This is a genomic window from Pseudoalteromonas sp. C8 (genome assembly GCF_011378685.1).
GTDB classification, from domain to species: domain Bacteria; phylum Pseudomonadota; class Gammaproteobacteria; order Enterobacterales; family Alteromonadaceae; genus Pseudoalteromonas; species Pseudoalteromonas arctica.
Genome location: NZ_WTKT01000015.1, coordinates 66,610 through 90,361, shown reverse-complemented (window position 1 = coordinate 90,361; position 23,752 = coordinate 66,610). Strand labels below are relative to the sequence as shown.

19 protein-coding genes are annotated in these 23,752 nt (G+C 40.3%); 12 read left to right on the top strand and 7 right to left on the bottom strand.

Annotation, left to right across the window (positions count from 1 at the left end; all coding sequences use genetic code 11):
* The first annotated feature begins 111 nt into the window (after positions 1 to 111).
* The gene (locus GQR39_RS14720; protein WP_165735990.1) at positions 112 to 597 is read left to right on the top strand and encodes a hypothetical protein; all 486 of its coding nucleotides are present in this window, start codon (positions 112 to 114) and stop codon (positions 595 to 597) included.
* Between the two features lie 37 nt (positions 598 to 634).
* Here the strand turns inward: GQR39_RS14720 and GQR39_RS14715 are convergent, their stop codons facing one another.
* Positions 635 to 1,840 (bottom strand): anhydro-N-acetylmuramic acid kinase, encoded by a 1,206-nt coding sequence (locus GQR39_RS14715; protein ID WP_165735989.1) that lies wholly within the window; start codon positions 1,838 to 1,840, stop codon positions 635 to 637.
* A gap of 149 nt (positions 1,841 to 1,989) precedes the next feature.
* On the opposite strand from GQR39_RS14715, the gene GQR39_RS14710 reads away from it, so the two are divergent.
* From GQR39_RS14710 to GQR39_RS14695, 4 genes are all read left to right on the top strand, one after another.
* Positions 1,990 to 2,496, top strand: coding sequence for a GNAT family protein (locus GQR39_RS14710; protein WP_165735988.1), 507 nt, complete (start codon positions 1,990 to 1,992; stop codon positions 2,494 to 2,496).
* A 179-nt stretch (positions 2,497 to 2,675) separates the two neighbouring features.
* Entirely contained in the window at positions 2,676 to 3,704 is a 1,029-nt protein-coding gene (locus GQR39_RS14705) for an NADP-dependent oxidoreductase (protein ID WP_165735987.1), read from the top strand.
* A gap of 50 nt (positions 3,705 to 3,754) precedes the next feature.
* The gene (locus GQR39_RS14700; protein ID WP_165735986.1) at positions 3,755 to 4,372 is read left to right on the top strand and encodes a glutathione S-transferase; all 618 of its coding nucleotides are present in this window, start codon (positions 3,755 to 3,757) and stop codon (positions 4,370 to 4,372) included.
* 224 nt (positions 4,373 to 4,596) lie between these two features.
* Complete coding sequence (locus GQR39_RS14695; RefSeq protein WP_165735985.1) at positions 4,597 to 6,216, top strand: methyl-accepting chemotaxis protein; 1,620 nt, start codon at positions 4,597 to 4,599, stop codon at positions 6,214 to 6,216.
* A 72-nt stretch (positions 6,217 to 6,288) separates the two neighbouring features.
* Here the strand turns inward: GQR39_RS14695 and GQR39_RS14690 are convergent, their stop codons facing one another.
* Positions 6,289 to 6,597 (bottom strand): YkgJ family cysteine cluster protein, encoded by a 309-nt coding sequence (locus GQR39_RS14690; RefSeq protein WP_010554993.1) that lies wholly within the window; start codon positions 6,595 to 6,597, stop codon positions 6,289 to 6,291.
* Between the two features lie 45 nt (positions 6,598 to 6,642).
* On the bottom strand, positions 6,643 to 8,571 hold the full coding sequence (locus tag GQR39_RS14685; protein WP_165735984.1) for a RecQ family ATP-dependent DNA helicase: 1,929 nt from the start codon (positions 8,569 to 8,571) through the stop codon (positions 6,643 to 6,645).
* A gap of 243 nt (positions 8,572 to 8,814) precedes the next feature.
* Here GQR39_RS14685 and GQR39_RS14680 point away from each other — a divergent pair, with 243 nt between their 5' ends.
* The 3 genes from GQR39_RS14680 (at position 8,815) to GQR39_RS14670 (ending at position 13,957) form a co-directional block, all read left to right on the top strand.
* The gene (locus tag GQR39_RS14680; RefSeq protein WP_165735983.1) at positions 8,815 to 10,119 is read left to right on the top strand and encodes an NAD(P)/FAD-dependent oxidoreductase; all 1,305 of its coding nucleotides are present in this window, start codon (positions 8,815 to 8,817) and stop codon (positions 10,117 to 10,119) included.
* Between the two features lie 131 nt (positions 10,120 to 10,250).
* On the top strand, positions 10,251 to 12,347 hold the full coding sequence (locus tag GQR39_RS14675; protein ID WP_165735982.1) for a cupric reductase: 2,097 nt from the start codon (positions 10,251 to 10,253) through the stop codon (positions 12,345 to 12,347).
* Between the two features lie 110 nt (positions 12,348 to 12,457).
* Positions 12,458 to 13,957: a DUF2235 domain-containing protein gene (locus tag GQR39_RS14670; RefSeq protein ID WP_165735981.1), complete on the top strand. Its 1,500-nt coding sequence runs from the start codon at positions 12,458 to 12,460 to the stop codon at positions 13,955 to 13,957.
* A gap of 443 nt (positions 13,958 to 14,400) precedes the next feature.
* Here the strand turns inward: GQR39_RS14670 and GQR39_RS14665 are convergent, their stop codons facing one another.
* From GQR39_RS14665 to GQR39_RS14650, 4 genes are all read right to left on the bottom strand, one after another.
* On the bottom strand, positions 14,401 to 15,495 hold the full coding sequence (locus GQR39_RS14665) for a Fic family protein (RefSeq protein ID WP_165735980.1): 1,095 nt from the start codon (positions 15,493 to 15,495) through the stop codon (positions 14,401 to 14,403).
* A 328-nt stretch (positions 15,496 to 15,823) separates the two neighbouring features.
* Positions 15,824 to 16,072, bottom strand: a complete 249-nt coding sequence (locus GQR39_RS14660) for a hypothetical protein (RefSeq protein ID WP_240918215.1) — start codon at positions 16,070 to 16,072, stop codon at positions 15,824 to 15,826.
* 332 nt (positions 16,073 to 16,404) lie between these two features.
* A complete protein-coding gene (locus GQR39_RS14655) occupies positions 16,405 to 17,223 on the bottom strand; it encodes a DUF1570 domain-containing protein (protein WP_240918214.1) in 819 nt (272 codons plus the stop codon).
* A gap of 2 nt (positions 17,224 to 17,225) precedes the next feature.
* Positions 17,226 to 17,711 (bottom strand): hypothetical protein, encoded by a 486-nt coding sequence (locus GQR39_RS14650; protein ID WP_165735979.1) that lies wholly within the window; start codon positions 17,709 to 17,711, stop codon positions 17,226 to 17,228.
* Between the two features lie 765 nt (positions 17,712 to 18,476).
* On the opposite strand from GQR39_RS14650, the gene GQR39_RS14645 reads away from it, so the two are divergent.
* The 4 genes from GQR39_RS14645 to GQR39_RS14630 all read left to right on the top strand — a co-directional run bounded on the left by GQR39_RS14645 (position 18,477) and on the right by GQR39_RS14630 (position 23,654).
* Positions 18,477 to 18,743 carry a helix-turn-helix transcriptional regulator gene (locus GQR39_RS14645; protein WP_165735978.1) on the top strand — a complete coding sequence of 89 codons (267 nt, stop codon included), beginning with the start codon at positions 18,477 to 18,479 and terminating at the stop codon, positions 18,741 to 18,743.
* A gap of 209 nt (positions 18,744 to 18,952) precedes the next feature.
* Positions 18,953 to 19,108 carry a hypothetical protein gene (locus GQR39_RS14640; RefSeq protein WP_165735943.1) on the top strand — a complete coding sequence of 52 codons (156 nt, stop codon included), beginning with the start codon at positions 18,953 to 18,955 and terminating at the stop codon, positions 19,106 to 19,108.
* A 234-nt stretch (positions 19,109 to 19,342) separates the two neighbouring features.
* Positions 19,343 to 19,684 (top strand): hypothetical protein, encoded by a 342-nt coding sequence (locus GQR39_RS14635; RefSeq protein WP_165735977.1) that lies wholly within the window; start codon positions 19,343 to 19,345, stop codon positions 19,682 to 19,684.
* 817 nt (positions 19,685 to 20,501) lie between these two features.
* Positions 20,502 to 23,654 (top strand): DEAD/DEAH box helicase, encoded by a 3,153-nt coding sequence (locus GQR39_RS14630; protein ID WP_165735976.1) that lies wholly within the window; start codon positions 20,502 to 20,504, stop codon positions 23,652 to 23,654.
* The last annotated feature ends 98 nt before the right edge of the window (positions 23,655 to 23,752 follow it).

Here is a 23,752-nt window from a genome sequence, read left to right as displayed (position 1 = left end):
ATCAAACTACTCAATAATTATACTAATTAATGCAATTAGTCATAAATCTGTAACTTTGATCCGCGATAATCTCTATCCGATAAATGAATAGACTCAAGAAGACTAAGTAAGATGAGTACACCCTTAGTGCAACTAACATTTGCACTGCAATCATTTGATGATTCTATGTCTGCGGCGATGAGCCACGCTATGGAATATGAAAAGCTATCGCTAAAAGCCAATGCTGCGCATAACATTACGCTGCAGTGTGTGTTGCCTGATGGCGCAAATGAGAGCGATGTTATTTCACTAAGTGCAACGCAGCCCAGTGCGCGTGGGGCGCAGTATTTTACTGAAAAAACGCTGAGCAATGCAGACCTTGAATCTGGTACTGTAAACCTAACTTTAAATAACATTACACAAAGCCAGTGTTTTGTAGTGCAAATGATGCTGCACGGAAAAAACACGACCTTAAAAGAAAGCCAGCAACTCGATGTGTACATTAAAGCATTTGAGCAAGGCTATATTCCTGAGCAAATAAAAACTGAACATACCAAGTCACAGGGCGTTCGTAGCTACTTTGCGAGTATGGGTTCTACGTTTTTATCGCTGTTTTAGTGCTGACTGCACTTAAATTACGCGATGCGACAAGTTATTAATCTGCAAAACTCACTTTACCCATAGTAACTCCCGCAATACCTTGTGCAGTATTACTTAGGTGTTGCTGCTCTCCGGCTAGGCATTCGTTGGCTAAAATGGCAAATAGTACGGCCTCTTTTGCGTCGGGATTTATGCCTAAATCGTCGGTATTTTTAAAAGCCTTAATACGTGGGCAAAGCACTGTAAGTTGCGCCATTAGTAACGGGTTATGAATACCGCCACCACTTGCATACACCACACAATTTTGTTCGCGCTCCGCACACTCGTTTAATGCATTTGCTATAACGGTTGCAGTAAAGGTATTTAAGGTGGCCATTACATCTTCATGGCTTAAATGGTGAGTATTTGTAAGCTGCTGCGCGGCGTTTAAATACGCTAAGTTAAATACCTCAGGCCCTGTGGTTTTAGGCATTGGGAGTTTAAAAAATGCGTTATTACATAATGCATTTAATAATGGTGTATTTACCTTGCCTGCTTTTGCTATTTTTGCGCCATCGTCATAATGTAGCCCAGTAAAATGTTGCTGTACGTAGGCATCCATAATGGTATTACCTGGGCCAATGTCGGAGCTAAATACGCCGTTTGCATCACCATTTTTGGGTAAAAACGTTAAGTTAGCAATGCCGCCCATATTTAGCAAAATCCGACTCTCAGCAGCGCTCGAAAAATACAAATAATCGCCATACACAGCAAGTGGTGCACCCTCGCCTCCTGCGGCTATGTGTTTTTGCCTAAAGTCACCAATGGTAGTAATACCCGTAGTAACGGCTATTTGGTCGCTATCGCCAATTTGTAAGGTGCCATTAGTAAAGCTTTTGTGGTTATGCTGCGACTGCGGGCAGTGATAAATGGTTTGCCCGTGACTTGCTATTACATCAATACTTGCTGGGTTTATATTCCACTTAGCTAAGCACTGATTAACCATATTGCCATGGAGTTTACCTACCCACGGGTGCAGTAAAGTTACAAGCTCTAAATCACATTCTCGCTTAGCAAATACCTGCTTTATTTTAGTTTTATAATCGTCGTTGTAATCAACAGTGGTAAAATTTAAAACCTCAATGTGTGTATTTAAGCCCGCGCCCGTTACTTTACACAGTGCAACATCAAGCCCATCCAACGAGGTACCGCTCATTAAACCAATAATTAAACGGCTTGGTTTTTGGGCGCTGTTATAAAGCGCTTTAATGTGAGGGTGCATAGTGGCATCTAAAATAGGTGTAATATTTTGCTTATATTAGAGGACTTTAAAACAAAGTAATAGCCGTAAACCGTTTAATTTGGGTTCTGATTGTTTAACTCTCAAATGATTGTTAAGTTAGTGTGCATACTAAAAATTTATGAAAAAATATGATCACCCTCAGAGAGTTTAAAGCCCAAGACGCGCCTTTTATTATTAATACCTTAAATGATGAACAGGTAACGCGTTATTTATCGTCAAAAATTCCGTTTCCGTATACGCAAGCCGATGCTGATTGGTGGATAAACCAAGGCTCAAAAAACGGCGTAATTGATGCAACGGTTAAAGCCATTGAGGTAAATGGGCAATTTGCGGGTTGTATTGGTGTAACTCCCGGCGAATTTGAATACAGCCACAGTGGCGAAATTGGTTATTGGCTAAATAAAGCCTATTGGGGGCAAGGGATCATTACTCGCGCTATTGAACTTATATGCGAAGAAGCGTTTGCAAACTCACACTTAAACAGAATTTTTGGCGCTGTGTTTGCTGGTAATACCGGCTCTATGAAAGCACTTATTAAAAGTGGCTTTGAGCAAGAGGCTGTGCTTAAACAGGCCATTTATAAAAACGGGATGTTTTACAACAATCATATATTTAATAAGCTCAAAGCAGAGTAATTATTCTAATTAAATTTACGCAAAGGTTGAATTATCAACCACCCGCCCAAAACTCCTTTATTAAGGTACGCATTGTACATATCCATACTGCTTAGCCGCGCATTATTGTTTAGCTGAACACGATTTTTAAAGCGTAAACATTCGGTAAGTAGTTTATTTATATTAATAGGAGATCTTTTATGTCTACGACTAGTCGCCAACTTACTCTTGAATCACGCCCTAATGGCGCTCCAACAGATGAAAACTTTAAATTAAAAACGGTAGAGCTTCCTGCTCTAAAAGACGGCGAAGTTTTACTACGCACTATTTACCTATCGCTAGACCCGTATATGCGTGGTCGTATGAGCGATGCTAAATCGTACGCTGACCCAGTTAATATTGGCGATGTAATGGTTGGCGCAACAGTGTGCCAAGTAGAAGAGTCTAAAAACGATAAATTTAGCGAAGGCGAGTGGGTCCTTGCCTACACAGGTTGGCAAGACTACGCCATTACCGATGGCGAAGGCTTAATGCAATTAGGTAAAGAGCCTGCAAACCCTTCATACGCATTAGGTATTATGGGTATGCCTGGCTTTACGGCTTACATGGGTTTACTTGATATTGGCCAGCCTAAAGAAGGCGAAACCGTAGTTCTTGCAGCAGCAACAGGCCCAGTAGGTGCAACGGTTGGTCAAATAGCTAAAATTAAAGGCTGTAAAGTAGTGGGTGTTGCTGGTGGTAGCGAAAAATGTGCACACGCAGTTGAAAAACTAGGGTTTGATGCCTGTATTGATCACAAAGCTGATGACTTTGCAGAGCAGTTAGAAAAAGCCTGCGATAAAGGCATTGATGTTTACTACGAAAATGTGGGCGGTAAAGTATTCGACGCCGTATTACCACTATTAAATACCGCAGCGCGCGTACCATTGTGTGGTTTAGTATCGCAATATAACGCAACTAGCTTGCCAGAAGGCCCAGACCGTTTAGGTATGCTAATGGGTCAATTGCTTACTAAGCGTATTAAAATGCAAGGCTTTATCATTTTTGATGATTACGGCGACCGTTATGACGAGTTTGCACAAGACATGCAAAAATGGCTACAAGACGGAAAAATTCAATACCGTGAGCACATGGTAGAAGGCATCGAAAATACAGTAGGCGCGTTCAACGATATGATATGCGGTAAAAACTTTGGTAAAACTGTGGTTAAAATTAATAACCCACTTTAATTTTAAACGGCTTGTAAGGCCAAGTCCTTACAAGCCAAAAAAGGACTGACATGATCAAACTACACCATTTAAATAAATCACGTTCTAAACGCGTAATTTGGCTTTTAGAAGAGCTAAATGTTGACTACGAAATTGTCGCTTATCAGCGCAACAAAGACACCTTCCTAGCCCCTGACGAACTAAAGCATATTCATCAACTTGGTAAGTCACCAGTGATTGAAGACGGCGGTTTAATTATTGCTGAGTCAGGCGCTATTACCGACTACCTTATTACTAAATACGGTAACGGTAAATTTGCTCCAAAAGTAAATACCGCTGAATATGTTGACTACCAGCAATGGCTGCACTTTGCAGAAAGCTCAGCAATTTTACCGCTTTTACTTAAAATGTTTGTACTAAAAGATGGCGCTAAAACACAGTTTCTAGAAGGCTATGCCGACGCTGAAACAGCTAAAGTAATTAGCTACTTTAACGACCGTCTTGAAGGTAAACGTTATTTAGTGGGCGATACCCTAACGGGCGCTGACTTTATGATGTCGTTTATTGTTGAAATAGTTAAAAACTCAGGTCAATTAGCGCACTTTAAAAACCTCGTTAAATACGACGAGCAATTACAAAGTCATGAGAAGTTTCATACAGCTAATGAGCTAGAAGCAAAGTACGACTAAACTTTTATATAATATTTTTATATAACACTAAGGGGCATTTAGCCCCTTTTTTAATGCCTGAAAAACACTCCCCATTAAAGTTACGCTTGTAAACTAAATTAACAAACAATCCCTTATTGCTAATAAAACTTTAATTAATAAGGCATAATGCTGCTATTGTTTTAGAATAATCACTAATAATACAAGCTGCTCTTGCGCGTATTGACTCACACTTGGGATCAACCATGACCATAAACATGCGTTTAACGACCGGCTTTGGCGTAATTTTATCAATGATGCTTATTTTAACCATTATTGGCATTTCGCGCGTTAGCCTCATTAATAATAACATTACCCACATGACCGACGTAAATTCGGTAAAGCAACGTTACGCAATTAACTTTAGAGGCAGCGTACACGACAGAGCAATAGCCGTGCGCGATGTAGTGCTAATTACCGATCAAAGCAGTTTAAGCTCCGTGTTAAAGAGCATAAAAGAGCTAAACGCATTTTACCAAACGTCAAGCCGGTCTATGGCCGAGCTAATGGGTAATATGAATAGTGAAGAACGCGCTTTAATTAATAAAATAAATCAAATAGAGCAGCGCACTCAGCCTTTTATTCAAGGTGTTATAAACGCTAAAAATGCAGGAAACCTAAACGAAGCTGAACGTATTTTATTAACCGATGCGCGCCCTGCGTTTACCCAGTGGCTAAATGTTATAAACCAATTTATAAACCTACAAGAGCAAGCAAATCAAACCACCACTATCGATACTCTAGATATTGCCAGCTCGTTTAAAATTTGGATGATTTCGCTCACCGCATTTGCCTTTTTAATAGGCATAAGCGTTGCGTATGTTATTAGCCAACTGATCAGAAATTCAGTAGGTGGCGAACCACAAGAAGCCGCTGAAGTAATTGCCCTTATTGCGCAAGGCGACTTAAGAGGTGATGTACAGTCGTGTTGCCCAAATAGCATGATGGCTTCTGTAGGGGTGATGCAATCTAAATTAAAAACCATTGTAGATAGCATTATTAACTCATCTGAAGAGCTTTCTACGCACTCTGCAAGCGTAGCGTCTGGCTCGCAGCAAGCACTTAGTGCCGCTGACGCACAAGTAACTTATACAAACTCGGCAGTAAGCAGCCTAGAAGAAATGAGCCGTAGTATCCATGCTGTAGCCGACTCAGTTAGGCAAACAGAAGATAACTCAAAAATAACCGCGCAATTATCGCAGCAAGGTAGTATTGCAGTGCAAAAAGTAGCGGCCGAAATTGAGCAAATTTCAGTAACCGTAAAAGCCACAGTTACCCAAGTAAACGTGCTGCAAGAACATGTAAAACACATTGGCGATATTTTAAGTGTGATCCGCAGTATTTCTGATCAAACAAACTTGCTTGCACTAAATGCGGCAATAGAAGCTGCAAGAGCAGGCGAAACAGGCCGAGGGTTTGCTGTTGTTGCTGACGAGGTAAGACAACTTGCCCAGCGTACTGGTGATGCAACTGGCGATATCGAAAAGATGATTTTGCAAGTACAAGAAAACACGCAAGCGTCGGTAACAGCTATGGAAACCACAGTACCACAAGTAGAAAATGGCCTAACGCTTACCCATGAGGCAAACGAGTTACTGCATCAAATACAGCAACAAGCTAACGACTCATTAAGTAACGTGCTTGAAATTGTTGAATCAACATCAAACCAAGTCGCCACCGTGGCGCAAATTAGTACCGGCGTTGAAGAAATTGCCAGTATGTCCAAAGAAACCAGCATGTCGCTTAACAGTAACGCACAAGAAGCCGTTGCATTAGCTGACCTTTCAAACACACTTAAAAAGTATATTAGCTACTTTAAAGTTTAATTTTTTATAGTAAGTAATAAACAAAGGGGCTTTTAAGCCCCTTTGTTGTTTATATACTTTAATAATAGCGGACTATATACCCGCTAAATCACGCTCGGTAATGCACTCACCCGACGCCATTTCAAACTCGCGACATACTAATGGGCGGTTTTCGTAAATAGAGCACATAAGCGTATTGCGGTCGAGTGCTTGACACCAGCCGTCGTCAGCGCGTTTCATTACTTCGCTGCCCCATTTATCGTATTCTATATAGTTAAAAGGCACGCCGGTGTCGGTTACTATGCGCACTTCTAATTGACAACAACAGGCTTGGCAGTTAGCACAGGTAACTGGCTCTGGGGTAGTAGAAATATTTTCAACGGGAATAACAATATGAGGCATAGTGGCTTACTTTTTTGAATAAGCCACTAGGATACAGTAACTAATTTAACGCGCTAGTAGTTTTGCTTTAATATCGCTGTAACGCATCTGCTCGCATAGTGCAAAGCCACTCAGCTGGCGCACTTTATTACGTGCAAATAATGGCACACTCATCCCCGCTAAAAAGCGGCATTGGGTTTCAATACCCACATTATGGTTACCTTTGCCTGCCATATGCGCTAAAAACTCATCGACCTTTTGATAAATAAGTTGCTCGTCAATATATGCAGGCTCTATAGAGTATTCAAGCTTAACCGCATGGCCTCTACATACACTACAATGCCCACATTGCTCAGGTGCATTTTGATCGTCAAAATAGCGCGCTAAGTTATAGCTTAAGCAACTTTGTAGCTCAAAAAAGCGTACCAGTGCAGCAATACGTTTAATTTCGGCTTGTTCTTTATCGGTAAAGTAGGCGTGAAGTTGCTGGGCAAGTTCAGGGTTATTTATAACCTCTGCATGTACTTTGTATACTTGGGTAATACGTTTGGTTTCGAGCGTTATTAGGTTTTTTTCGGCTAGGTAATCAAGAGCAGCCACTACACGTTTTCGATCAACCTGCGCAGCTTGCGTAAGGGAGTCAAAATTTAGCGTGCCCCATATTTTTTTAAAATCGGTATGGCTAAATATTTGTGTTAAAAATGCTTGGCGTTGCTCATCAAAATGACCTAGTAGCTCGTTCTTATCAACCAAAAATTTATATTTAAAATCGGCGTAGTAAGCATATTGCGGCGTTATAGCGCCTTGCATTTCAAGCTGTACTAACAAGGTTTTAAGGGCCAGTTGCCTAATATTACTTTCGCTTGATAAGCTGTATTCTTGCATTTCCCATTGCTGGTGGCTTTGGCGAATATCGTTAATTACATATTCAATACCGCTAAGCTCTGGCGTGTCGCCATATACAAAGTTTTCAACCGTATTTAGGCCGTCTAGGTTAGCAAGCGTGTAACAATTTGATGGATTGCCATCGCGCCCTGCTCGGCCAATTTCTTGGCTGTAGTTTTCTATCGATTTTGGTAAGTCGTAATGTATAACAAAGCGAATATCAGATTTATCAACGCCCATACCAAAGGCTATAGTTGCCACAACAACGTTAATTTTACCGCCCATAAAGTCATCTTGAATTTGCCAGCGTAGCGTATCTTCAAGCCCTGCATGGTAAGCAACCGCATGAATACCTTGCGCACTTAGCACATTAGCAACTTGCTCAGCGCTTTGCTGTAGCGTTACATACACAATGCCTGGGCCACTTTGCGCACGCACAATGTTGGTAAGCTCGGTGTTTTTATCGGCGGTTTTAACGCTCAGTACACTTAAATCTAAATTAGCGCGGTAAAAGCCCGTTTGCACAATGCACTCAGGCGATATAGCAAAGCGCTCTGCCATATCGCGTTTTACTTTTTTAGTGGCCGTTGCCGTAAGTAACAACACTAAAGGAATATTAAGCTCTTCGCGGTAACGCGGTAGTTTAAGGTAGTCGGGTCTAAAGTTATGGCCCCATTCTGATATACAGTGCGCTTCGTCTACCACTAACATCGAAAGCGCCACTTGGCTTATAAACTCTCTAAAACGCTCGTTTTTAAAGCGCTCAACCGACACCATTAATACTTTAATTTTACCATTTCGCACATCATTCATTACGGTGCTGCTTTGCATTTGATCTTGGCTCGAATCAAGGCTTGCCGCGTAAATACCTTTGCTATTTAAAAAGCTAATTTGATCTTTCATCAATGCAAGTAAAGGCGAAACCACTAAGGTTAAATTTGGTAAATGCAACGCAGTTAATTGATAGCACAACGATTTACCCGAGCCGGTCGGAAATATAGCCAACGACGATTGACCATTTAAAAGCTGCTCTATAGTTTGTTGTTGCCCTGTTCTAAATTGGCTAAAACCAAAGTGCTGCTCAAGTGATTGAATTAGTGGCGTGGTCATAAATGTCCTTTTGGTGTTTTAACAGCAATTTAACTGCACAGCTAAACGATAAAAAAGTGAGTATAACTTATATGCCTTTATTCAGCATTTTTTGCTGACATATCCTTTATTTAGGCGCAGACTAATAGCGTAAAAATAAATAGTCACGTTTGCCAAAAATAACTTTTTGCCATACCCAAGTCACCTTAAAAAACTAATAAAAAATACAGATCACTTGGGTATATTATTTTTAAGGGCAACGTTATGAGTATTACAATACCTAAAATCGTCGTTATTGGCGGTGGTGCTGGCGGATTAGAACTTGCAACCCAACTGGGGCATAAGCTAGGGGAAAAAAAACAAGCAGATATACTGTTAATAGACAAAAACCGTACCCACATATGGAAACCGTTACTGCACGAAGTAGCGACAGGCTCTATTGACCCTGATTTAGATGGCGTTGTGTATTCAGCCCATGCCGCAAAACATCATTATCGTTTTCAACTTGGTACTTTTTGCAATATAGACCAAAGCAATAAAACAATTACCCTCTCCCCACTTAACGACGAGTTAGGCCACACTATTTTACCTGGTCGTACAGTTCGTTACGATCACCTTGTTATTGCCATTGGCAGCGTAAGTAACGACTTTAATACCCCAGGTATAAAAGAGCATTGCTACTTTTTAGATTCAAGCCAACAAGCAGAGCGCTTTCAGCACTCATTACTAGATAGCTTTACGCGCCTTCACCAAGACGACAACCAACAGCAATCACTTAATATTGCCATTGTAGGCGGCGGTGCTACAGGTGTTGAACTCTCAGCTGAGCTTTATCATGTGTCTGAGCTATTAAAGCTTTATGGCTTAACAAATATGTCGTCTAAGCGTTTACACATTCATTTAATTGAAGCTGGCCCGCGTATTTTACCTGCATTACCTGAGCGTATTGCCGTAAGTGCCAAGCGTGAGCTATTAAAGCTTGGCGTAAACGTGCGCGAGCAAACGCAAGTAAAAGAAGGCACCGCGCAAGGCTTTATCACCAAAGATGAAGAACACATTGATGCCGATATAATGGTGTGGGCGGCAGGCGTAAAAGCACCTGATTTTATTAAAGACTTAGGTGTTTTTGAGCTTACTCGCAGCAATCAAATTCAAGTAAACGAGTTTTTACAAAGCACCGTAGACGAAAGCATTTTTGTATTAGGCGATTGCTGCGCATTTACCCAAGCCGACGGCAAGCAAGTACCACCACGCGCACAATCGGCGCATCAAATGGCGTTGTGCGTCGAAAAAAATCTAATCGCAACATTAAAGCAGCAACCATTACGCGGCTTTAAATACAGCGACCATGGCTCGTTGGTTAACTTATCGAGCTACAGCACCGTGGGTAACTTAATGGGTAACCTCACCAGCAATACCTTTTTTATTGAAGGTAAAATTGCCCGCTTTATGTATATATCTTTATACCGTATGCACCAACGTGCCATACATGGCAGCGCAAAAACCTTTGCATTATGGATAAGCGAAAAAGTGTTGCGTGTAGTGCGTCCTAAAATGAAATTGCATTAAAAGCAAACTGAATTAGCAGCCTATAAAATGGCTTTAATAAATTAATACTTTATTAAAGCCTCTTACACTATTAGTATCTAAAATAGTACCATGTGGATAATTGAAATAGTGAACCTAAAGGATTAACGTTTATGAAAAAAGGACCCCTGGCGCTTATTACCATTGCTACGGTTGTATTGGCAACTTATATATTTATAGCTCAATCCAGCTCATCAGTAGTAAAGCAAAATTTAAAACCTGCCTCAAATATAGTTCAGCCCAAAATAAAACAACAAAAGCAGATCGTTCAAGCATCCCCACAACAGAAAGTAGTAAAACTAAAACACGAGATTAGCCTTTGTAAAAATAAATCGGCTGATAAAGCCCAAAAAATAAATGAAATAAATCAATCGCTTACTTCATTTTTTAAAAATGAGCTCAACAAAGGTACTTCTGTCGCCGACCTATTAATGTATTCAGGTTTGTATGAGGCATCTTATCAGTCATATACAACGCTACTTAAAGAAGCGATTAAAGATAAACAAAAAAAAGACTATAAAATAATTGAAAGCATAGCTATTTTAGCTGACTGGCAAGGCATTGAAGCTATTCAAAATTTCACCAGTGATAAAGTAAAAGAGATAGTGCAGCAGTTAGGTTCGGCTACCCAAAGCCCTGCTGGTTTAACATTTAACGTTCCACTTGATGAAAATGTAAAAAAAGAAACCCTCTATGCGCTATTAAACAATTCCGACACGTTTACCACTTATTTGCAGTCGTTTATTCGTATTGAAGGTAGTAATGTTATCTCTCCCGCCACGCTACTTATGCTCAATGCAAATAAACTTTCAATTGACGAATTTGAGCATGTAATTGCAGTAAATCAATTTACGGTAAATGAACTCGCAGTAGCTATAAATAACGGTCTACCTAATGAGTATATTTTTGCGCTAATGGAGCAAGTACCTTCACTTAATGATATGCCTATTTATGACAATTTTACCGTTTTATATAACTTAGCCGATTTAGCTATTAGCCAATTTAATTTACCCTTAGTAAAAGCATTAAAACAAGCAGGAGTCTCACCAACCAATAAGGTAGGCCTATTTACAGCGTTAGATATTGCCATAATTAATTTACCTAAAAACGGAAACTTAACTTTAGAGGATTTAGATAAAAGTAAGACTGATATGCTGGATTACTTAATCGCCGAAGGATATAAAGCCCATGGTGAGTTTAATTATAAAAATTCATCAGATAAGACTCTACTTTTTGAAAACAAATTTAAATATCAACAAGGTACCTTTATTAGTGAGCAAACAAACCCTTTAAGTTACCTCTACTTTAGCCAAATCTCTATAATTGAAAACTCTATGCTGCCTAGAGTAACTGAGCCAGATAACTCTGAAATATCTCAATTTTTACTAGAACTACAACATAAAAAAGAAGACCTAGATTCAGCCTCAAGCAATTGTAATCAATTAACAGAAAAGCTGTTTGCAACCCAAAAGCTCATACAAGATAGAGACGCTTACGCAAAAGTTCGCGAAATTGAAAAAGAATATGGCAGTAACTTTGAAGACGTATTACAAAATATAGACCCTGTTTTAGTTAATTATTGGTGGAACACTCTTGCCCGCCGTACCTCTTCAGATAGAAGCGATAGTGTATTTCGTGAATATTTAGCTAAAAAAGAATTTCAAAAAGCACATGAATACAGCCAGACAACTCCACTAAATCAAACAGAGACAAACGTGCTATTTATTAGGTTACTTAAGAATCCATATGACTTAGTGCCTATTTGGAATAGTCGAACGCTACCTATCCCTCCAACAGAGTTGGTTAGACTAAGCTGGATTCCGCTTAGTCAATGGCAAGAACTTGCACAACTTGGTTTTGATTTTTCGATTACCGATATACATGGACGCGACGTTTATACACAAGCTGCGTCGTCTTCTGTCGAAGCAGTCCAATTTCTAATTGATAACAAAATACCGACTGTTCCCAGTAAACTTGGCGTAGATATACTAGACTTAGCGCTAGAACAAAGCTACACCCAAGGTGAGTTAAGCCCAATGGTTCCTTTAGCTTTGCAGCTTGTTGAAAAATTTGAACCAAACCACTTTTCTCGCGTTGCCCGATTAAAAACATTTTATCCTGAAGTTTATCAGCAGTTAGTACAACTTAACTCTGCGCTTAAACCATTAGAGGAAACAACGTTAAATAGCTATACTTTTTATAATCACTGATCTTCATAGCAGGCGAGCCATAAATTAGCTCGTCATTACCTGATGAATATTGTCTTTAATATTTAACATTGTCTGTGTAGAGTATTTAAAACAACTAAGGGAATTGGGTTATGACAGGTAAAACGCTAATTTTTAACTTTGACGGCACAGGAAACGAGCCCCGTGACGCAGAACAATTTAGCTCAGATCATTTTAAAGAAGACTCTAATATTACCAACATTCTAAAACTGCATTTACTGCTTGGCGGTAAATTAGAAGACTCCCCTATTACTCCTTTTGCTAACCAACTCAGTTTTTATTATCAAGGTATTGGTACTAAAGGCAGCCGCCTTAAACGTATTTTAAACCAAACTCTTGCACCTCGTGGTGACGACGTAGCCAGTATTTTAAATCAAGCATTAAGCGACTTTAAAGCTCACTATCAACTAGGCGATACCATACTGCTAACGGGTTTTAGCCGAGGCGCTGCACTTGCAAGGCGTTTTGCCAAAATCCTAGAACCTTTAGTTGCTGATAATGTTTACATATGTGTGTTTGATACCGTTGCCTCTATTGGCTTATCAAAAGTAAGTAAAGCTACACGCGGCGCAGAACACGTTATTTTTGAAAACCACACCATTGCCAACAATATTACTCACGCGCTGCACTGCGTAGCCCTTGACGAAAAACGCCGCGCCTTTGAACCCACACTCATGAACCATCAAAACAATATTACCGAGCTATGGTTTGCAGGTGCGCATTCAGACATTGGCGGCGGTTACTACCGCGATGGCCTAGCTGATATTAGCTTGCGCTATGCACTTGAGTGGTTAATAGAACAACCGCTTAATATATCGTTACTCACTAGCCACGACATAGATTACGAAACCCTACTCCCCGATAGCAACTTAGTAGCACAAGATGACGTAACCGTAACGCCCGATCCGCTCGCATTAAGTCATCAACAAAATTACTTTTGGTTTAACCCGTTTTTTAAATTAGTAGATAGAGAGTGCTATGTATTAATTGATGACGAAGCCAGCAACCTTGAGCCCTTAGTACACTACAGCGTAGCCGAACGCATTAATAAGCTAACCAGTTACCGCCCAGAATCGCTTAAAAAATTGCATTACAAAATTAGCTACAACGACAACACCACACTTAGCTTTATTGGTTTAAGCCAACATATAGAACTAGCTAATCAAAACATGAGTGTGCTGAGCATTAACCAAAGCCAAGATGTAATGGTATTTGCCTCTGAGCAATACAACGCAACCGGGCTCATGCTAGAGCAAAGCGCTACGTACCGCTTTACCCCATACCCAAATCAATACTGGTTTGACGATGGCATAAAGTGCACGCCATTAGGCTGGAACCGCGACAACGTACAACTTGGCGTAAAAGAAATCCCAATGGCCGTACTCGAACCATTTAGACGATTTCCTCGCGCACAATGGTTTTCACTCATTGGTGCTATAAATAAAAACGACGACCACCTTTTTGAAATAGCCAACGGCGCCGATATTAAAATAGATAAATCAGGCGAGTTTTGCCCATTCGCAAACGACCTAAGCCGCTTTTACGGCGCTAATGCCGGTAAAATAAAAGTGAAAGTAACGCGGTTGGGATAAGAGGTTGCACAGTATTTAAAATTGTAGGCGTGAGTTTATCTCGCGCTTTGGCTTTATAAAAACACCATGCGAGGTATAAAACCTCCCTACAACAATTCAAACACCACATTCAACAAAACCGTAGGTGCGATTTTACATCGCGCTTTGGCTTTATAAAAACACCCGCGAGGTATAAAACCTCACCTACAACAATTAAACCACTGCACTGAACAAACCCGTAGGTGCGATTTTACATCGCGCTTTGCTCTTATAAAAACACCATGCGAGGTATAAAACCTCACCTACAACAACTCAAACACCACACTCAACAAACCCGTAGGTGCGATTTTACATCGCGCTTTGCTCTTATAAAAACACCCGCGAGGTATAAAACCTCACCTGTAACAATTTAAAACACCTATTCGCCTCACACAATGAGGCAAACAATATGTGTAATTGCCTCATTAGGCAATTTTGTAACGTGTACTACGCCCACCTGCGGCGGTTTTTGTTAAAAATCCAAGCGCTTGCAAGTCCGATAAATGGCGTGTTGCGGTTGCACGGCTAACCTTAGCCACCTTTTGATACTGACTCGCACTAATACCCTGTTCAAATTGGCCATCAAGTAACTTATTAAGCACTTTTACTTGCTGCTCACTTAACTTTGTTTGATCTTTACTTGCCCAGTAATTGGTTTTAAAAATTGTTTGCTCAATATTATTAAGCGTATGGTGTATCGCATTATTAAGCGTACATAAAAACCACTTAATCCATTGCGTAATACAAAGTTCTCCACGTTGAGTCGCTTCAAGCACCTCGTAGTAGCTTTTTCTGTCTTCTAAAATAGCCACCGACATAGCGTAAAACCGAATTGACTCAGCATATTCTTGCGCTAATGCCAGGTCGGTTATAAGCCGTGTAATACGCCCATTACCATCCTCAAGTGGGTGTATTGTTACAAACCATAAATGTGCGATAGCTGCCCGAATAAAAGGGTCTATTTGAGGATCGTTTTGCGTTTTGTTAAACCAGTTAAAAAATAGCGAAAGCTCTTTATTTACTCGCTCTTTAGGAGGCGCCGTAAAATGTAATACCGGTTTATCTAAGCGCCCCGATACCACTTGCATTGGCTCGTCAGCACGCAATTGCCCGCCCTCAATTTTAGTAAATAAGCTTTGCTCACCTGCAAACAATAAGCGATGCCAATTAAGCACTCGCTCTAAATTAAGCGGTGAGTCTGTGTTATTTATTGCATCAAGCATAATCTCTGCAAGATTATCGCTTTGCACTGTTGTTGGGTAAGGTTGCTCATTAATATTGAGCTTTTTAGCAAGAGAAGAGCGAACCGAAAATGCATTAAGCTTTTCGCCCTCAATCGCACTGGAGTGAATAATATTTGCTAGTAAGATATCAAGGGCCTGCTGCTTTTGTTGAGCACTTTGCGCGCCCATACGCCCTACTAATAAACCTTGATTATATGAAAGCTCCCTTAGTAAAGGAGCAAGCGCTGCAGCATCCCACGTAAAGTTTGGCCAGTTTTGCTGTTGCCATATCCACATAGTCTTTAGTCCTAAAGGTAATTAGCTTCAGTCTATGTTATTTATTTGCCTCATGCAATGAGGCGAATAGCAGGGTTAATTGCCTCATTACTTTTAAGCGCTACATAGAACAATAATTCACTTTTCTGTGGTAAAAACAATCCATTTTTAAGCGAGGTATAAAACCTCACCTACATTAATGTAAACACCACTCTTAACAAACCCGTAGGCGCGATTTTACATCGCGCTTTGCCTTTGAAATAAGGCCAAGCTAAACACCTGTAGGCGCTCAGCTTGCTCGCGCGAAAAGCTGTAGGCGGGAGTTTACCTCGCGCTTTTGGTTTATAATTTAAAATATATGCGCTTTTAAAGGCTTTTTTAACCGCTTAGAATATTCACGATTAAGATTAGGAAATTGCTTATATATCATCGTTTTTAATTGCTTTTCAGATAGCTTATTACAGAGAAATTCTTGCTCAGCAAGCATTATATTCTTAAGTAACGATCGCCCTGCTTGGGTATCCATTAAAAAGTAAATTGCAGCCCAACTGCTTGCATACAACTTACTGATATCACCTTTTTTCCACGAGTCATCCAAACCAACTAACGAATCAATCGAAAATACATTTTTAGTAATATTGTTATTTTTCGTCCATGAACTATTCGGCTCAACACTAGGGCGTGTTGACCTTTGTGGATTGAAATTTGTTCAATCTAGGGGCGATTTAATCGCGGCGCGAGGTTTGTAACCTAGTGGGCTAAGTAAAAACCGAGCAACAAAGAGTTAATCGTCCCTAGAAAGAACCCAAAGGGCAGCGCATGTTTGGCATTTATGCTGCGTTATCGCCTATTTATGGGGAATAACCACACTACATAGGCTCTGCCTTGCCTAAAAACCAAACATACAGCTGCAAAATCAATCACGAAAGGTCAACACGCCCTAGCCATTTGCATATTATTTTTAGTAAGCTCAAAGTATTCTGCAAATCCCTCATTTAACCATCTTGGTGTGTAACCTAACACAGCTTTATTAATGGCGTGCACTGCTTCATGTACTGCAGTTCGCATTGCACTGCGTGCATTATCATAATGAATAAAAGCAGAATTACTCGCGTGAAAATACATACCCGCAGTGTTTGTCGGGTCAGCACTGCGTTGCTTTATTGCGGCCTCATAAGCGCGGCGCGTAGGCAATACCGTTAAATTAAGCTTTACCTTTTTAAGTGCATGCACGCCAATAATCTGCCCGTATACTTTAAATACAGTATTGAGTTTTATGCGTAACTCTTGGTTAAATGACGAAGGTAAATTAGGCGTATTTAGAGTGAGATCAAAGTAATCTAACGGTTCAATAAAACCAGTATCGTAAGTTGCTACTGCAAAATCCGGTTTTTTATCACTAAAATGCGGTACACCGTCACTGTCTGTCCATGTAAATATATCGCCATTGCGTTTATATTTAACCTTACCCAACGACACATCCACGCAGCGCGTATTGTTAGCTTGCGATAAATGATTATCGGCAGGTACTGATGCGTTTTGTAAAGTTGCCGAGCTTACATTTTTGAGTTGTTTAGTTGCTAACGGTTCAGTAGCTACCTGCGACGACAAACTACTATAAATTCGTTTAACCTCGCCTATAGGATCATGATAATTAAATACCCGCCCAGTAAAATGATTAGCAATGAGCGCCGATGCAATTAGCAGCACAAAAAATACAAACACCACGCGCAATTTTGTTTTAAACATCTTTATTGGCGCCCTTGCCACTGTGCTTCAAACAACTCTTTTTGCTGACCCCGATACTCGCTACACCATACAAAGTCGGCCGACTCCATCCCTTTTTTGCGGCAACGTTTAGGCAACTTATAAAACTTCGACCAAGCATCAAGCTTAGCGGCATCTTTATAGCTATCGCTGTGCAAAGACATGTTTGACACTTTTTGATTGAGTAACCAATTGCTATTAGGCGTACGAGTTGGGGTAGAAGAAGTAGCCTGATAAGCGCTACCACTCTTTTTAGGCTTACTGCAGTGATTAGCAAGTAAGGTAAATAGCGCTTTATCGCGCGCAGTTAAACGCTCACCTTCTTTATTACTGTAGCCACTCCTAAATTGAGAGCGAATAGCTTCGCGCTGCTTTTTAATGCTATCGCATTGGGCTTGTGTGTAAGCCTCACCAGCTTGAGGAAAAGTTGTAAATACGCTAATAAATACCAGTAAAATCCATTTAATCATTATTCATTCCCTGAATTAAAACTTTAAAAGAGTGTACCTATAAATGTGAAAAAACACATCAACATTACTAATCCAAAAAGCAAAAATTAAAGCTGTGGGTGGGAGTGCACCTTGTGTCTGGTTTTTATAAAGCACCCGCGAGGTATAAAACCTCACCTACAATATTTAAACCACCACACTCAACAAAACCGTAGGTGCGATTTTACATCGCGCTTTCTCTTTAGTAACTAGCTCATTACCCCAATCAACAAACAAAGCTCAACAAAACACCTGTAGGCGCTCAGCTTGCTCGCGCGAAAAGCGAAGCTTTTAAAATAATTTACAAATATCGCGTTGGCGATGGCAACCAAAGAGAAGTAACCGCCGACTTCTCTTTGGAATCTCTCGGCGCCCCGAGGATCACACTATTTCCTCAATTTAAATTAATGATATGAACGTAACCATCGTAGATAGGCCATCCTTGGCCAAGCTACGCTTTTAACAGCATTGCCTAAAGGGATTTAGGTACTTGGAATTTGTCGGGAACAAAATTCCGCCATGTAGTTAATTACTCATCATTAATTCAATTTCAGGTGTGATCATGGGGAGAGTTATTAACCTCGGCGTTTAAGTTTACTGAAGGCGTTAAACTTGCTGACGCAAAAAGAGCTATCGTTTGTACTTATCTATTTAGTATGATTTATATCTAATACCAAAGAGGATAACTATATCGGTCAAAAGCCCTTGCTGATTAAGTTTCCAATATCTATAGAAAGGCACCATTACATGAATATAAATAAAGATTTATTAGGCGTAATATCTACATCAAAAGGAGCGGCTTCAATTGTTAAACGCAAACTTGACAAAAAGGGCATAAACTCAAGCACCGCCGCCCATAAAATAGGTGTTAATCCATCAACGCTAAGTCGTTTTTTTAATGGTTCTGACTTAAGCATTAGCTTAGCGGCTAAATTGAGCCATCATTTTGGCTTTGATGTAGAAACACTCTTCAGCTTAGAAGCTCAAAAAAAGCACATGCAGCAAAAAAATTAAACATCGATTAAATTTTATACGACTCAAAAAGCGTGAAGTAGCCAGGACTTTCCTATGGCCAAAAACGCTTATTTACAGAACTAAAGCAAAATTATCGATATACGAAGAGTTATTTATATAATTTGAGTGGCTTAAATGGAAAATAAAAAGGGAAATGGCTTTCAAGTAAAGAAGCCCTAAAACATCTAAAAATAACAGACTGCGAGTTAATGCATCGACGTGAACGTGGTGAGCTTAAGTTTGAAAAGCGCGGTCGTACGTACTTTTATTTTTCAATAATCAAGGATGAACAAGTGATATTTCACAGCTTACTACAAGATATGCAAGCCAAAGAGCAAAAAGTGTCTCTTCCTCAAGGCTTTTAAAAGTATTTAAGTGCCAATAATTTAAAAGCAAATACTGCAACTGGTATTTATGTCGGAACGATTACAACAACAGCTTTAAGTTCTTTACTTATGTTAACTCCTTATGGATGGGTTATTGATATAGGTGTAGGGTTATATGTCGGTTTTACAGCAAGTATTAAAATGAATAATTTTATGAAACAAACCTCTGAAAACATATACGACAGAAAACCTATATTTGAAGGGGTATTTTAGATGCCCGCAGCTCATTTTGCTGGATATTCTCTTATCGTATTTATGATAGGTACCTTTGCCTCTGGCATATTGTTTTCAAGAATTTCTGTTAAACATATTAATAAAAATATGGAAAAAGATGGTGTGCTTCCCCCCAGTTGGGATAAAGGCATTGGCGCTAGTGTTTCATTTTATATATTTTCGATGTTTTTTGAACGCTCCCGCATACCAACTCCGATGTTTGATGGTCGTCTTGTAACCAAATATGCACGTCCCGTTGATAAAACAATAGGCATGATCCACTTAATTTCAGTTACAGGGATGATGCTGTGTCTGTGTATTGTTTCTTATTTTTCTGACTAGTTACACATTAATGCATACCCATAATGTAATAAGCGAACCTCTTAAACGCCAACAAGTATTGCGTCTACAAGGTATAAACACAGCTATTTACTCAAGGTTGATGATTCACCGTAGGCGCCCAGCTTGCTTGCGCGAAAAGCGTAGCTTTTAAAATAATTTACAAATACCGCATTGGCGATAGCAACCCAAGAGAAGTAACCGCCGACTTCTCTTTGGAATCTCTCGGCGCCCCTCAATTTCACTTATATTTAAACACTAAATTAATATGAACGTAAACGCGATGAAAGCACATCCATGTGCAAGCATCGCTTTACTCGCATCCATGCGAGGTAATTACTCATTAATTATGTGTTTGCAGGTGAAGTCGAAGGGGGAAATTCCTTAGCAGGGGCCTTAAAATTGGCTGTAGGCGCTCAGCTTGCTCGCGCGAAAAGCGCAGCTTTTAAAATAATTTACTTATATCGCGTTGGCGATGGCAACCAAAGAGAAGTAACCGCCGACTTCTCTTTGGAATCTCTCGGCGCCCCTCAATTTCACTTATCTTTAAACACTAAATTAATTTGAACGTAAACGCGATGAACGCACATCCATGTGCAAGCATCGCTTTCCTCGAATCCATGCGAAGTAATTACTCATTAATTATGTGTTTGCAGGTGAAGTTGAAGGGGATGGTTTCTTAGCACCATCCTTTAATTGCTCTATCGGCTAATACTTAACTCACACGTTTGTACTTAATTACTAGTAACTTAGTCGATTAATACTTGTAGCTGTACCGCATTTTAGTAAACTAACCACTCGCAAACAGGGAGTGGTTTTAATGCAGCAAATTGGTATTTACGAGCAGTTAATTACGCAAGTAATTAAGCAAAACTTAAATAGTGATCAATTTTATGTGGGCGAACGCCAGCTTGAAACGGCCGAAGCCGCAACATGGCTTTCACGCTTTTTAAGTAAACTTGTAACGCATGCAATCGATGCCATTCCTAACTCGAACGAGCGCCTACAAGAACAAATTAGCCTAGCTAATAGCCTTGTACTTTGGCTTAAAGATCACATTCGTGATGACGAACTAATCAACGAAAATCTTATCGACAGCCAAGGCCGAATACTTACCGCGCTATTTAATACCCAAAACCCTATTGCGGCCAACCTTAAAGATTACTCAAGCGATATATTTCCACTCACAGGGCTCACACAAAGCGAGTTATTTAGCGGTGCTAATGCAGGTATATCGCTCGAAACCGAGCTAAAGCGCGAGATTAAATCGTCCGACACTATTTACTGGCTAGTCTCATTTATAAAATGGACAGGGCTGCGCATTTTTAAAAATGAGCTTGAAGCGTTTACCAAAAGCGGTAATAAGCTCAAAGTTATTACTACTTCGTACATGGGCGCAACGGATGCTAAAGCCGTTGAGTTTTTAGCAAACCTACCAAATACCGAAGTAAAGCTAAGTTATAATAATCAGCAAGAACGCCTACATGCTAAATCTTACTTATTTATGCGCAATACGGGTTTTCATACAGGCTATATTGGCTCGTCTAACTTATCGCATTCGGCGCTTACCAGCGGCCTTGAATGGAACTTAAAAATTACCGCACAAGAAATCCCGCACATAATAGCTAAAACCAAAAGTACGTTTGAAACCTACTGGGAATCAAAAGACTTCGAGCTATTTACAGGCGCTGTTGAGTGTAAAGAAAAGCTCATCAATTCACTTAACGAGCAGCGCGGTGTTGGGCAATCAAGCAGCCAGTTTTATTTTGATATAACACCAAAAACGCATCAGCTCGCTATTTTAGAAAAGCTAAGTGCTGAGCGCAGCGTACATAATCGTTTTAAAAACTTAGTAGTTGCCGCAACCGGCACAGGTAAAACCATAATATCGGCGTTCGACTTTAAAACTGTTTACGATAAAAACCCAAACGCACACTTTTTGTTTGTAGCCCACCGCGAAGAAATACTTAAACAAGCGCAAAGCGCTTACCGTGGCGTGCTTAAAAATAACGACTTTGGCGAGCTGTGGGTAGGTAACTACAAACCACAACGCTATAACCAATTATTTGCATCCATCCAAACGCTTAATAGCCAAATTGAATCGCTCAATTTAACCAATGATTACTACGACTACATAGTAATAGACGAAGTACATCACGTAAGCGCTGCCAGTTATCGCACTATTTTAAGTTACTTTACACCCACAATATTACTTGGCTTAACCGCTACACCAGAGCGACAAGATGGCGCAAATATACTCGATGATTTTTGCGGGGTAATAGCCGCTGAAATTCGCTTACCAGAGGCTATAAATCAACGCCATTTATGCCCATTTCAATACTTTGGACTAGATGACGATACCGACCTAAGCCAAATAACATGGCGAGGCGGCCGTTACGATATAAGCGAGCTAAGTAACCTTTATACAGGCGAGAACAGCCGCGCTAACAAAATTATATCCAGCCTTGCTGATATCGTAACCAATGTTCACGCTATTAAAGCACTCGCGTTTTGCGTAAGCCAAAAACACGCAGAATTTATGGCTAAAAAGTTTAGCTTAGCAGGCATAAACGCCGATGTGCTGACCAGTAAAAACACCAATGAGCGCGCGGCCAAACAGCAAGCACTACGCCAAGGCGAAATACAAATACTTTGCGTGGTTGATATTTTTAACGAAGGTGTCGATATTCCAGAGGTCGATACTCTGTTATTTTTACGCCCGACTGAAAGCCTAACGCTGTTTTTACAGCAACTCGGCCGAGGTTTACGCCTACCCGATAACAGCCAAAAGCAGTGCTGTACCGTACTCGACTTTGTAGGCAATGCCCGCCCAGAATACGACTTTGCTAGTAAATTTCGCGCACTTATTGGTAAAAGTAACCAGCCAATAAAAACCGAGATTGAAAACAACTTCCCGCATTTACCGCTGGGTTGCCGTATTGAGCTACAAAAGCGCACACAACAAACAATATTAAAAAATATTCAGCAAGCTATAAACTCTAAACGCCGTTTACAGCAGCTTATAAATAGCTATTCGCAACACACTAATGACGCGCTTACACTAAGTAACTTTTTACGTATAAACCCGCAAGTTACGCTTGAAGATATATACAAACCAAAAGATAAAAAGCTCGGCGGCTGGCAATGGTTAAAAGGTGATGAAATACCCGCAGACCAAGCCGATGTCTACGCCGCGTATTACCGCGCAATCAACACTCAATTACTCGGCTGCGACTCGCTCAGCTACTTATGCTTTTTACGTGATTTATGTAACAACGACTTTAGTTTTACGCCAACATCACAAAACCAACAGTACGCGCTTATGGCGCATTACAATTTTTGGGATAGCACTGGTAAAAGCTTGGGGTTTAAAACGCTTGAACAAAGCTTACAAGCGCTTAAACACAAAGAGCTACAGCACGAACTTGCTCAAGTAATTACGCTATTAATAAACCGTATTCACCAGCAAGAAAGCTATTTAGCGAGCCTGCCAAATCACGCCATAAAATTACACAGCCGCTACACTCGCCAGCAAATACTAGCAGCTTTTGGCGCGCACGCGTTTGATAAAAAATCGACCGCCCGCGAAGGTGTTTTAGAATTTAAAAACCAAAACCTAGAGCTGTTATTTGTAACACTTAATAAGTGTGAAAAAACCTATTCACCCACCACGTTGTATCACGACTACGCAATCAGCCCTACTTTGTTCCATTGGCAAACGCAAAACAGCGCCCGCCCAGAACACGGCCGTGGCCTTAGTTATATTCAGCACCAGCAAACAGGCAAAACCATCCTGTTATTTGTGCGCGAACAAGGCAAAGATGAAAACGGCCGAACTATGGGATTTGTAAACTACGGCGAGGTAAAATACCAAAGCCACAACGGCAGCCAGCCAATGAATATAACGTGGAAGTTAACCAACCCCATGCCGAGTGAAATGTGGCATGAGGCTGGGAAGTTGGCTGTTGGGTAATGGATTTGATATATTTAAGGATGGGTCTATACAGTTTTAATTTAGGAATTAACTAAATTAAAAGCAGTCAACAATTCTCTTCGTTGACTGTTATATAC